The 12,634-nt window shown below is 31.8% G+C and carries 14 protein-coding genes; 11 read left to right on the top strand and 3 right to left on the bottom strand.

The features are described 5' to 3' along the window. The 5 genes from WMO18_RS05615 to WMO18_RS05595 all read left to right on the top strand — a co-directional run. A partial coding sequence (locus WMO18_RS05615; protein WP_437127962.1) for a hypothetical protein occupies positions 1 to 319 on the top strand: 319 nt, incomplete at its 5' end. A 161-nt stretch (positions 320 to 480) separates the two neighbouring features. Then, positions 481 to 756 carry an integrase core domain-containing protein gene (locus WMO18_RS05610; RefSeq protein WP_367286417.1) on the top strand — a complete coding sequence of 92 codons (276 nt, stop codon included), beginning with the start codon at positions 481 to 483 and terminating at the stop codon, positions 754 to 756. A gap of 230 nt (positions 757 to 986) precedes the next feature. After that, positions 987 to 1,133, top strand: coding sequence for a hypothetical protein (locus tag WMO18_RS05605; RefSeq protein ID WP_329978994.1), 147 nt, complete (start codon positions 987 to 989; stop codon positions 1,131 to 1,133). 99 nt (positions 1,134 to 1,232) lie between these two features. Further along, positions 1,233 to 1,430 carry a hypothetical protein gene (locus WMO18_RS05600; protein ID WP_367286416.1) on the top strand — a complete coding sequence of 66 codons (198 nt, stop codon included), beginning with the start codon at positions 1,233 to 1,235 and terminating at the stop codon, positions 1,428 to 1,430. Further along, positions 1,427 to 1,621, top strand: a complete 195-nt coding sequence (locus WMO18_RS05595) for a hypothetical protein (protein WP_211148618.1) — start codon at positions 1,427 to 1,429, stop codon at positions 1,619 to 1,621. The genes WMO18_RS05600 and WMO18_RS05595 overlap by 4 nt, the downstream gene beginning before the upstream one ends. Positions 1,622 to 1,798: 177 nt before the next feature. Here the strand turns inward: WMO18_RS05595 and WMO18_RS05590 are convergent, their stop codons facing one another. The 3 genes from WMO18_RS05590 to WMO18_RS05580 form a co-directional block, all read right to left on the bottom strand. Beyond that, the gene (locus WMO18_RS05590) at positions 1,799 to 2,023 is read right to left on the bottom strand and encodes a DUF378 domain-containing protein (protein WP_022506265.1); all 225 of its coding nucleotides are present in this window, start codon (positions 2,021 to 2,023) and stop codon (positions 1,799 to 1,801) included. A 72-nt stretch (positions 2,024 to 2,095) separates the two neighbouring features. Further along, entirely contained in the window at positions 2,096 to 2,464 is a 369-nt protein-coding gene (locus WMO18_RS05585; protein WP_022506266.1) for a hypothetical protein, read from the bottom strand. An 81-nt stretch (positions 2,465 to 2,545) separates the two neighbouring features. Next, positions 2,546 to 2,779 (bottom strand): helix-turn-helix domain-containing protein, encoded by a 234-nt coding sequence (locus WMO18_RS05580; protein ID WP_138157431.1) that lies wholly within the window; start codon positions 2,777 to 2,779, stop codon positions 2,546 to 2,548. Between the two features lie 114 nt (positions 2,780 to 2,893). Between WMO18_RS05580 and WMO18_RS05575 the strand changes: the two genes are divergently transcribed. The 6 genes from WMO18_RS05575 to WMO18_RS05550 all read left to right on the top strand — a co-directional run bounded on the left by WMO18_RS05575 (position 2,894) and on the right by WMO18_RS05550 (position 12,450). After that, positions 2,894 to 3,409 (top strand): hypothetical protein, encoded by a 516-nt coding sequence (locus tag WMO18_RS05575; RefSeq protein ID WP_211148619.1) that lies wholly within the window; start codon positions 2,894 to 2,896, stop codon positions 3,407 to 3,409. Continuing rightward, positions 3,406 to 3,900: a hypothetical protein gene (locus WMO18_RS05570; RefSeq protein WP_287925865.1), complete on the top strand. Its 495-nt coding sequence runs from the start codon at positions 3,406 to 3,408 to the stop codon at positions 3,898 to 3,900. The genes WMO18_RS05575 and WMO18_RS05570 overlap by 4 nt, the downstream gene beginning before the upstream one ends. A 225-nt stretch (positions 3,901 to 4,125) precedes the next feature. Further along, positions 4,126 to 5,781 (top strand): glutamate--tRNA ligase, encoded by a 1,656-nt coding sequence (gene gltX / locus WMO18_RS05565; RefSeq protein ID WP_211148221.1) that lies wholly within the window; start codon positions 4,126 to 4,128, stop codon positions 5,779 to 5,781. A 69-nt stretch (positions 5,782 to 5,850) separates the two neighbouring features. Next, complete coding sequence (locus WMO18_RS05560; protein WP_211148222.1) at positions 5,851 to 7,560, top strand: ABC transporter ATP-binding protein; 1,710 nt, start codon at positions 5,851 to 5,853, stop codon at positions 7,558 to 7,560. Then, complete coding sequence (locus tag WMO18_RS05555) at positions 7,560 to 9,287, top strand: ABC transporter ATP-binding protein (protein WP_211148223.1); 1,728 nt, start codon at positions 7,560 to 7,562, stop codon at positions 9,285 to 9,287. Before WMO18_RS05560 ends, WMO18_RS05555 begins: the two co-directional genes overlap by 1 nt. An 82-nt stretch (positions 9,288 to 9,369) precedes the next feature. Beyond that, positions 9,370 to 12,450: a CDP-glycerol glycerophosphotransferase family protein gene (locus tag WMO18_RS05550; protein ID WP_211148224.1), complete on the top strand. Its 3,081-nt coding sequence runs from the start codon at positions 9,370 to 9,372 to the stop codon at positions 12,448 to 12,450. Positions 12,451 to 12,634 lie beyond the last annotated feature (184 nt).

The following is a 12,634-nucleotide window of genomic DNA, read 5'->3' as shown; positions in this document are numbered from 1 at the left end:
TCATCCTAACAGGCACACAAAAAGAGAAGAAAGACAAATTAGAAATTCTTTCAAAAAGTGCTATGAAAGATATGGATTGGATGGAGTATACAGTGATTTAAAGAGAAAAGGATATACAAGAAGCTACTCAGGAATGATATATGCAGCTAAAAGAATGGGCTTAGTAAAATATAAAAAGGCCAAGAAAAAGAGCCGTAAGCATAGAAGATATCCGGAACTGTTAATACCTGGAGAAAAGGTGCAGATAGATGTAAAAGAAGTGCCATATAATTGCTTAAGAGGTAAGGCTTTAAGGGACGGAAAGCATTTTTATCAATAGATGAATGTACAAGGATGAGATTTGTATATGGGTTTGAAGAACACACACCTGAAAACTCAACCAAATTTTTGAAAATGTTATTGAAAGAATTTCCGTTTAAAATACAGACTATTTAAACAGATAACGGAAGAGAGTTCACATATAAATATCAGAGCAGTGAAGTGAAAAGTCCTTTTGAAATAGAATTAAACAAACTAGGTATAAATCATAAATTAATACCACCACGAACACCTTGGCACAACGGAAAGGTAGAAAAAAGTCATAGAAACGACCAAAGATATTTCTATGATTGGGAAACATTCAGAAATATTGAAGAATTAAACACAAAATTAAAAGGACATTTAGAATGGAGTAATAACAAAACAATGAGAACACTTGATTACAAGAGTCCAATGCAGTTATTGAGTGAAAAGTTAGAATTGAAATCCATTCATTAATTAATATTCATAATCAAAAGTCAGTAAAACAAGCGAAATATTAAATCGTATTTTATTTTTACCATAAAATGGGTTATATCTATTTACAACACAGAATTTAGTTCTTTAACATTTAGCAAAAGTGTTGACGAATTTAGAGGTGCGCCTTATAATTTAAACGAGTATAGCGCAATTATACAAACATTGAAAGATTTTGAGAAGTTATTTGAAATTTATTGGAGTGAGCGTTTATGATTCATGAAAAGGTGAATTTTGAACATTATTATAATGGTCATTATATTGATTCTGGCAAATCTCGAGAGCAAAGAGAAGAAGATTTAAAGTTATCACTTGAAGAAGATAAAAAATTGAAAAGTTGGTCAGAAGTAGATTGTTAACTGACATATTAGCACTAACAGAGATAATAGCTGAATTTTTTATATTTCTGAAAATGAATATGCAAAAGATTTAATCAAATTGGTTTGTGAAAAAATCTGATGATACTTCCTACAAAAGAAGAAGTTAAACTTTGTAATATAATTGATTCAAGTGATAGTACCGAAGAAGAAAAGAAAATAGCAGAAAAAAGTTCATTTGAAATAAGAAAAGAAAATCTAAAAGAAATGGATGAAGCTGGTCTTGAACTGTTCTCAAAACAGTATAATTTAGAATTTTCTTGGGAGGATAAAATATGAAAATAGATATTTCAACTATTCCGGAGAATAAAACTTTTGATGATTACCCAAAAGGTACGACTTTTGTTCATAAAGAGCATTCTCCTAGATATATTTTGGAACCATTTGAAATAATATCCCCAAAAGACCCAAGGTATGAAACTGCATTAACTAGAGGACAGGTTGAGAAATTGATTAGTAACGGTAAATAATTTAATATAATAGGCTCTATGTCAATAGTTGGGGTAAATCCACTAAAATGAAATAGATTAGATAGACAAGTGATAGTATTAAGGTAATTCTAAAAATTAATATTAAACAAACTAAAACGGCCGGTACTTATGTATCAGCCGTTTATTAGTTTAGTATTCATTTTAGTGTATTAATATTTATTTTGTACTGTTATCGGTAATGGAATTTGCGTTAGTGGTATCTTTGAAAAGCAAGGTAATGCACCAAATTGCACATAGACAAATAATGATGTAAATAATTCTACTGATAACACCGGTCTGACCACCACACAAAAAAGCTACAAGGTCAAATTTAAAAATGCCCACAAGACCCCAGTTAATACCACCAATAATTAAAAGGGTCAAAGCTATTTTATCAATCATATATATACCTCCATAAATGATTTCAAAATTAGTTTTGACCTAAAAATAAGAAATATTCAGTTTTATTGATTTTTAGAACATTACAAAAATGCCTATAATTGCAATTAAAATAAGTATCAATGCAAAAATTCTACACATAAGTATTGCTTTTTTGATTTGATGTTTTCTAATCATACTTTCTGTCGGGAAAGGAAGTAGCAGTAGCATAATTCCTAAACCACCAAAACCAATAACTATCAGACTGTCACCAATAGCACCAAAAAGTGAACCTGCCATAATTCCGATAGGAATTAAAAATACAAATATAGCATCTAAAAATGCAAATAGTTTGCCGTATTTATCTCTTAAATCATAAAATTTGTTGGCATTTTCTTGACATTCATCCTGACAGTACATATCAAAATAAGAAATTTCTTTGCCACAAAATTCACATTTCTTCATAATATCACCTATTTCCTTTAGAATACTATAACATTTTCACAATATAAAGTCAATCGACAAAAGATGTGTTGTGTGTATCAATTAATCCCCTACATATTCAATTATATCTTGAACATTGCAATGTAGTTCTTTACAAATGGACGCAAGAACATAAAGGTCAACTCTGCTAATATTACCGTTATAGTAACCTTGTACAGTTTCAAATCTTAAATTGCAGTTTACACATAGTTTGTTTTTTGAATAGCCTTTTTCTTTCATAACCTTGTCCAATTTAAATATAATTCCGGATTCATTTTGATTTGGTCTTTTATTCATTATTAACACCTCTATATTGAGAATAACAAAGAAAAAACCTCTTGACACTCTACATTAGAATGTAGTATATTATAGTAAAGACTACATTCTAATGTAGAATAGGAGGTACAATATATGAAAGAAAAAAGTGGTTGTAGTGGGGTATTATTTATTCTTGCCGGTATTGGAAGTTTTATTTGTGCTTATATTGCTCATCGTGGTGAGGAAAGTGCAAAACCATCTCGTGTAACTAGTTATATCAATGGTCAAATTAACGATGTTGGTGCTATTGGTGGTAATTCAAATGCAGTTGATTTTTATTCAATCGCTTTTTATGTTGCCATTGTTGTAGGTATTTTATTAATTATTATAGGTATTGCCTTGTTAAGTATTGGTGGAAAAGATACAAGTAATAATACTGAAAATAATGAAAATTCAATATTTATTATTTGCCCTAATTGTGGAGAACATAACGGAAAAAATAATGTGCGATGTTTTAAGTGTCATACTCCACTAACTAATAAAGCAAATAATCAAAATAAAACATATAACCAAACTTTAAATACAAATGAGTGGATATGTCCAAAGTGTGGGAGAACAAATCAAAATTATGTTGGTACTTGTGGATGTGGGGAGGTGAAACCAAAATGAAAAAATTAATAACTCTTACAATGATTTTAGCAATACTATTTTCTATTTGTGGTTGTTCAAGTAATGGTGATAATACAGAAAATGTTGAATTGTCCCAAGCAGATAAACAGAATATAGAATTAATAAACAATTCTATAAAGAAGTGGGATGTTACAGTTCGTGATGGCTCAGAAGATATTTCAATAAATAAAATTGGCTTTAATAAAGTTGAATTATCTGATATGGGTGTGTCCGGTGTAGGCTTTTTTGTGAACTATCCTATCGGTGGATATTATGGTAGTTGTATTATTATTGATTCATCAAATAAAAAAATTGAGAGATTGGATATTAATAAACTATCTACAAATGAAAAAACTTATATTGACGGATACTTTATGCAAACTTCAATTAACGGTATTGATTGGGATAGTAATGCTACTGATGAACAAAAACATTCTACTCTTGAAGAGGCTTACAAAAAGTATTTAGAAAGTGAAAATTCAGCAGAATAATAAAATTAATATTAAAGTTTTAAGGGTTGTCATTGTGTTATATGGCAACCCTTTTTATAGTAATACAAATTATTTATAAACAAGGGGATAATTCTTGACAAAATACTACTATAATCTTATAATAATTTAGTATGTGTAAGTATGATTTTTACTTAGGTTAGTAGAAATTTTACTTTGATTAGTTAGTAATTTAAAAAGAAAAATTTTAGAGTTTGTGGTGATAATATGGATTACAATAAGTTAGCTGAACTTTTACTACCTGATAGTAAAATGACTAGGGAAGAAGTTTTTGCAAAATTCCCTAAGAGAAATTTAAAGGAAGGTGCTCAGGTTACTCGTATAGCACCGTCACCAACAGGTTTTATTCACCTTGGTAACCTATATTCTGCAGTAGCAGATGAAAGAATTGCTCACCTATCAGATGGTGTGTTTTATTTAAGAATTGAAGATACTGACCTAAAGCGTAAAGTTGATGGTGCAGTTGATATTATTATCAATGTTATGAAGTATTTTGGCATTGAATTTGATGAGGGTGCAGGTCAAGAAGATAAGGGTAACAATAACTATGGTCCTTATTATCAGCGTCAGAGAGTAGAGTACTACCATGTATTTGCTAAAGAGCTTATTAAGAAAGGCTTAGCTTATCCTTGTTTCTGTACTGAAGAAGATAATGCACAACTTAGAGAGGCTCAACAGGCAGAAAATGCTACTCCGGGTTATTATGGTAAGTGGGCAAAGTGTCGTTCACTTACACTTGAAGAAATTGAAGAAAACCTAAAGGCAGGAAAGCCTTGGGTTCTAAGACTAAAGTCCCCAGGCAGTGAAGATAAAGAAATTACAATTGAAGATAAGATTATGGGCAAAATCTCATTCCCTGAAAATACTCATGATATTGTTATTCTAAAGAGTGACGGTGTTCCAACATACCACTTTGCTCATGTAGTTGACGATACATTAATGGGTACAACACTTGTAATTCGTGGTAATGAATGGCTAAGTTCAGTACCAACTCACTTCCAGCTAAATCAAGTATTAGGATTTAGACAGTTTAAGTATGCTCATACTGCTCACCTAATGAAGATTGATGAAGAAACAGGTAAGAAGAGAAAGCTATCTAAGAGAAAAGACCCTGAACTTTCTCTAGACTTCTACCGTCAAGACGGTTACCACCCATATACTGTTAAGATTTATCTACTAACACTACTTAACAGTAACTTTGAAGAATGGCATGACAAAAACCCTGATAAGGATATTAATGAATTCCCATTCTCAGTAAAGAAAATGTCACAGAGTGGTGCATTGTTTGATTTACAGAAGTTCCACGATATTTGTAAGAAAGAATTTGCAAAAATGTCACTTGAAGAAGTTTATTCTTTCCTAGAGCAATGGACTAAGGAATATGATGCTGAAAATTACGATATGTACTTTGGTGACAAAGAATATATGGAAAAGGTTCTAACTCTTTGTATGGGTCTTAACCAGAAGAGAAGAAGAAAAGACTTTGCCTATGCAAAACAGATTATGGAAAGCCTATCATACTTCTTTAAAGATAAGTTTGTTCCAAATAACGATTATGACTTTGATAATGAAACTGTAAAGGCTATCTTAGCAAAGTATCTTGAATCTTATGATGAAAATGATGACAACTCAACATGGTTCAATAAGGTAAAGACACTTTCAGAAGAACTTGGCTTTACTACTGATATGAAAGCATACAAGAAGTCACCTGAAAGTTTCAAGGGTAATGTTGCTCAGGTTTCCGAGGCAATTCGTGTTGCTATTACAGGACAGAGAAATACTCCTGACCTATGTACTATTTGCCAGATTATTGGTAAAGATAATGTTAAGGAAAGAATTGAAAACACTATAAATTCACTTTAAGCTGAATATAGCCACCAAGTAATTTGGTGGCTTGTTTTCCGTAATAATGAATAGATTGGATTGTGTTTTATGAAAAGTTTGTCTTATTTAAAGGATTATAAGGTGCAGTCGATTTTAGCACCTTTGTTTAAGCTATTGGAGGCTTCCTTTGAACTTTTAGTTCCACTTGTGGTAGCTGATATTATTGATAACGGTATCAATAGTGGTGACAAAGCCTATATTTTTCACCGTTGTTTACTGTTAGTTTTACTTGCAGTTGTAGGTCTTATCTCTGCTGTATCTGCTCAGTTTTTCGCAGCAAAGTCAGCTACAGGTGCTACAACTAAATTAAGAAGTGCATTGTTTAAGAAAATACAGTCACTTTCATTTAGTCAGCTTGATTCTATTGGTTCTGCAACACTTATTACAAGAATGACAAGTGATGTTAACCAAATTCAAACCGGTATTAATATGTTCCTAAGACTGTTACTTCGTTCACCGTTTATAGTTTTTGGTGCAACAATAATGGCATTTTATGTTGATGTTAAGGGTGCTTTGGTTTTTGCAGTAGTAGTACCGGTTCTTGCAATTATAGTTGCTGTGATTATGTCACTGACTATTCCTAGATTTAAGGGTGTACAGAATAAGCTGGATTCTGTTTTACTTAGAACAAAAGAAAATGTTAAAGGTGTAAGAGTTATCAGAGCCTTTACAAGAGAAGATAAAGAAATTGCTGAATTTGAAGAAGAAAATCAAAGCCTTGTAAAGTTGCAGAATGTTGCAAGTTGGATTTCTTCAATTATGAACCCTGCAACATTTGTTGTAATTAACCTTGGTGTAATTTTCCTAATTTATATCGGTGCAATCAGAGTTGATGTTGGTGTTATCAGTCAGGGTGCAGTTGTTGCCCTTTATAACTATATGTCACAGATTCTTGTTGAACTTATTAAACTAGCTAACCTAATTATCACAGAAATGAAAGCTATTGCAAGTAAGAACAGAGTTGATGCTATTCTTACTATGGAGGAATATAAGAAACCTAAGGGTAAAGACAAAAAGTGTGACCACTATATTACATTTGAAAATGTTTCTCTAAGCTACAACAAGAACAATGAATATAGCTTAAATAACATTAGCTTTACAGTTGATAAGGGCGATACTGTTGGTATTATCGGTGGTACAGGCAGTGGTAAAACAAGTGTTATGAACTTACTTTGTGGTTTCTATGAACCTACAAGTGGTGATATTATTCTTAATGACAAGAATATTCTTAATTATTCTGATGAAGAATTAAACGATAATATTTCTGTTGTAATGCAAAAGGCTACTATGTTTAGTGGTACTGTTAAAGACAATATTACTTTCGGTGCTAAGAATGCTACAGCAGAAGACATTGAAAAGGCTATTGAGATTTCTCAGTCAAAAGAAATTATCAGTAACAAAAGTAAAGGCCTTGATGAAGTTATCCTTGAACAAGGTAAGAACCTTTCAGGTGGTCAAAAGCAAAGACTTTCTATTGCAAGAGGTATTGTAAGAAATACTCCTATACTTATTCTTGATGACAGTTTCTCAGCACTTGACTATAAGACAGACAAAACTTTGCGTCAAGCCCTTGCTGACTCAAAGGGTGACAGAACAACATTTATTATTTCACAGAGAACATCAACTATTGAACATTGTGACAAAATCCTTGTACTAAATGACGGTGCTCTTGAGGGTGTAGGTACTCATGAAGAATTACTTAAAAGCTCAGAAACATATAAGGATATTTATGAGTCTTGTAACAAGGAGGCATCATAATGAAAAGTTCTTATGTAATTAAAAGAGTTTTAAAGTACATTGGTAAGTACAAGTTTTCTTTTATAATTTCACTTGTATTAACTTTATTTTCAACAGTATGTACACTATATATTCCTGTACTTGCCGGTGAAGCTATTGATATGATTGTTAGTAAAGGTAATGTTAACTTTGCCGGACTAACTAAGATTTTAATTCTTATTTTAGTGGCAATTATTATTGGTGGTATTTCTCAGTATTTTACAAATACCTTAAACAACAGAATGGCTAACAATACTGTTAAGGATATGCGTACCGATGCATTTAATAATTTGCAATATGTTCCTGTTTCTTATATCGACAGCAGAAATACCGGTGACATTGTAAGTAGAGTTATTGCAGATGCAGAACAGTTTTCTGACGGTTTAATTCTTGGTTTCCAAAACTTATTCTCAGGTGTTATTACTATTTTGGGTACACTGTTCTTTATGTTTACAATCAATATTTGGTTGGCACTTATTGTGTTGGTATTAACTCCACTTTCACTTTTTGTTTCTAAGTTTATTTCAAAGAAAACTTATAAATACTTTAAGAAACAAAGTGAACAAAGAGGTAAGGAAACTTCCTATATTGAAGAAATGTTAAGTAACATTAAGGTGGTAAAGTCCTATCATAGAGAAAATGAAAATTCTGAAAACTTTGATGTTATCAATGAAGAACTTGGTAAGGACTCACTAAATGCAACTTTCTTTTCATCACTGACTAACCCTTGTACAAGATTTGTTAACTCTATTGTATATGCAGTAGTTGGTTTAAGTGGCGCATTGTTTGCAATTAACGGCATTATTACAGTAGGTAACTTGTCAGCATCTTTAGCTTATGCAAACCAATACACAAAACCATTTAACGATATTACAGGTGTTATTACCGAACTACAAAACGCCATTGCTTGTGCAGGTAGATTGCTTGAAGTTATTGATGCTAAAAGAGAAAGTGATGCAAAAGGTCAATTGCCTAGTAATGTTAAAGGTGACTTTACTGTTAGTGATGTGGCGTTTTCTTATGATAAAAATAAAGAACTTATTAAGAACCTATCCTTTGAACTAAAGAGTGGTCAGCGACTTGCAGTAGTAGGTCCTACAGGTTGTGGTAAAACAACTTTAATCAACTTATTAATGCATTTCTACGATATTGACAGTGGTTCAATTAAGGTTGACAGTGTTGATATTAATACAGTTAGTAGAAAGTCACTAAGACAAAATGTTGGTATGGTGCTACAGGATACATGGCTGAAAAGTGGTACAATTAAAGAAAACATTGTTTTCGGCAATGAAAATGTAACTGATGAACAGGTTATTGAAGCAGCAAAGAAAAGCCATGCACATTCATTTATAAAGAAACTTCACAACGGTTATGATACATTTATCGGTGAAGACGGTGGTTCATTGTCAACAGGTCAAAAGCAGTTAATCTGTATTACAAGACTAATGCTTAACCCACCACCAATTCTGATTCTTGATGAAGCTACTTCATCAATTGACTTATTAACAGAACAGAGAATTACAAGGTCATTTATGAAACTTATGAAGGACAGAACAAGTTTTGTTGTTGCTCATAGATTAAAGACTATTGTGGAAAGTGACCTTATTCTTGTTATGAAAGACGGTAAAGTTATTGAAAGTGGTACTCATAAGTCACTTATGGAGCAAAACGGTTTCTACAAAGAACTATATCAAAGCCAGTTTGACTAAGTATATATTGCAAATTTAATGAAATATATTGCAATAAATAGGTTTTATATGATATAATCATATGCATACAGGAGGGTATGAAATGAATTTCTGTGGATTTTTAAATGAATTTTCTGATAAGAATGAGAAAGAGATTATAATTAAAGGCACAGTTTCTGCTGAGATTATAAGCTGTAGTTCTAATTCTATTACTATAAATGTGCCACAGCAAGATTCTAACTTGGATTCAATTATTGGCTTTGCAGCTTTGGATTATGATAATAAATTTCTTTGGTATAATGAAGCAGAAGTTACTGAAGGTAATAACACCATTGCTTTTGACGGGTTTGATTATTTTGTAGCAGAAAGAGCACCTATAAGATATAAGCTATATGCAGTTTTTGAAGAAGAGGGTGTTCTTCATTTTTGTAGATTCTACAATCAAGAAATCAAGGAAAAGTATAAAGCAACATATGACAGAAATTTACTTTATTATGATGTAATAGCTGAAGGTAGATTTGAAGATGAAGATTATTGTACTTGCTTAAGTGTTACCAGAGGTGGCTACTTTGCCTTATTAGTATTTAATAAAAAGGATATTTACAACTTTAGATTTACTAATACTGTTGATGATGTGGAAGTTGTTGATGGTAAATGGACTTTTGATGTTAAGGTTAACAAGGTTAAGGAAGCATCGGAATGGACACTTGTAGGTGTGGATAAATCAGGTGAAGAACCTGTTTATTATGATTTACCACCACAACCCTTTGATGATGAGGGTGACTGCTTTATCAGCCATTGCAGTTTAACAAGAGATTTTATTAAACTGCCTAAGCCAACTACACTAAGCCTTTACACAAAGTATGTTGTAGACGGCAAGCCTTATTACACAAGAGTAGCTGTATCATCTCCAAAGGTTTCTAAAAAAATTCGTAAAATTTCTTATGAAGAATTTTTACAGTTAAATGATGACCTAAAGGCTTTTACAATTCGTTCACTTGATAATGATATTCAGTTTGTTTCTGTAGCACCTTCTACCGGTTACGAACTTGTAAATAATAGTGTTAAGGATACTATTTTATCTGAGGACTTTAATGTTTCCAGAGTTTTATTCTGTACTCAAAGTGTGTCAGAAAAAGGTGAATATAAACTTCACCTAAACCCTGATATGAGTGAAGTTGAGGAAATGTGGGCTTATTGCTATTTCCCTAAAACAAAGGAAAAGGTTATTGTTGATGTAGTAAGTTGGGACAAAGATACAGGGGACTTGTCCCTTAATCTTTCAAACCTTAAGAAATCTTGTAAGGACTTTACTGCAAGGTCATATATGCTATGTATAGCATTTTTATATGAAGGTCTTGTATATCCTACTAAGCTTAAGAATCCTAACTACCACGGAAAGTTGACTGCTCCTGAACTTTTACCACTTGAAAAAAGATTATTTCCGGTTGTTGAGAGATTTGATATTAACGGTGTTGAAGTGTCACTTGCACCAATCTACTTTGTTTCCGGTAATATATATATTAGAATCAGAGAGAACTTACTTTCTCAAAAGGACCTTGTATTTGTTGATTACAAGAATTTGAATTTTCATGATAACTTTATGGATGTTACTGTAAAGATACCTAAGGAAGATAACCGTAAATATACAGGTTTTGCTTTCACATACAGATACAAGAAAAGTGATGATAGATGTGCTTATTTCATTGAAGGAAAAGTCACCAAGAAACTTTTTGGCACATATTTATCAGCAAGTATTGATATGTCAAAACTTGATTTAAAGAGAGTTATCTGGGACTTATATGCTACCTTTGAAGAAGATGGCAGAAGATATGGTGCCAGCATTTCTATTACAGATAAGCAGATAGAAAAGGTACTTTACGACAAAAAGAGAGCTAAAAAGCAAGTTGATTGTACAATCAAAACAGATGAAGGTGAGGATGTTATTTTCCCTTATCACACATCTATCAATACAGTTGCTTTTAATATGAGAGAAAAGTCAAACATTGACTCCAGTGAGTTTAGAGCTAAAGAGTTTGAGGCTCTAAAAATCTTTAAAAGAAATAAAAAGAAACTATTAAGTCAAAATATTATTCTTATTTATGAGAAGTTCTGTGCTTGTGCTCAAGATAACGGCTACTGTTTCTTTAAGCATTGTATGGAACATAATGTTGAAAAAATCTTAAATGCTAAGATTTATTATATTATCGACAAGAGTGTTTCTGACTATGAAAGAGTAAAGAAGTATGATGACCATGTACTTGATTTCCTTTCAATTGAGCATATGGTTTATTTGTTGGCATCAAAGTTACTAGTTTCTTCCGACTCAAAGCCACATAGCTATGCTTGGCGACCAAACAACTCATTTGTTTCAGAAATGCTAAAGCAAAAACAGATTTTCTTCTTGCAGCATGGTGTTATTGCACTAAAGAGAGTTGACGGTATCTTTGGCAAAAATGGTGGTAATCCAGTTAACAAGTTTGTTGTTTCTACTCCACTTGAAAGGTCAATTATCATTAACAAGTTTGGATATAAGAGTACAGAGGTTTGTATGACAGGCCTTGCAAGATGGGATGAACTTGTTGATAAATCTAAGGATTATAACGAAGTTTTGATTATGCCAACATGGCGTAATTGGCTGGATGAAGCTGAGAACAGCACTTTCTTGCACAGTGATTATTACAAGAATTACTCAAAACTTCTTGAAAGTAAAAGACTAAATAAGTTACTTGAAGATAATAACCTTATGGTTAACTTCTATATTCACCCTAAGTTTAAGGACTATATCGGTAACTTTGATGTTACAAGTAAGAGAATGAGACTTATTCCTTACGGTGAAGAACCTCTAAACGAACTTATGATGAGATGTAAACTTCTGATTACCGACTATAGCTCAGTATGTTGGGATGTTTACTATATGAATAAGCCTATTCTTTTCTATCAGTTTGACTATGATTTATATAACAAGGTTCATGGTTCATACATTAATATGGAGAAAGATTTGTTTGGTTATCGTAGCTTAACTATGGATAAGCTTCTTGATGACTTTGAAAATGCTATTAAAAATAATTTCAAACAACCTAAGGAATTTGATGAAATGAGAGAAAGCACTTTTGCTTTTACTGACAAAAATAATTCCTCAAGAATTGTTCTTGAAATTAAGAAAATGAAAATCTTTGACTAAAAGTTATAAGCACCTCAATAAGGTGCTTTTCTTTTTGGAAAAATTCACTTAAAATGCAAATTTTATATTGTATAAAAAGGTATTATAAATAAACTGCCTATTTATGTAGAATGTATAAAATTGCAAAAAACTAATTTATCCACTATATTTCATTATTTTTTTGTGCTATAATTTTCAAGAGAGG

The sequence above is a fragment of the Ruminococcoides intestinihominis genome, from assembly GCF_040096285.1.
Classification (GTDB): Bacteria; Bacillota; Clostridia; order Oscillospirales; family Acutalibacteraceae; genus Ruminococcoides; species Ruminococcoides intestinihominis.
The sequence above is the reverse complement of the archived record's forward strand: the minus strand, read 5'-3'. Positions and strand labels throughout refer to the sequence as shown.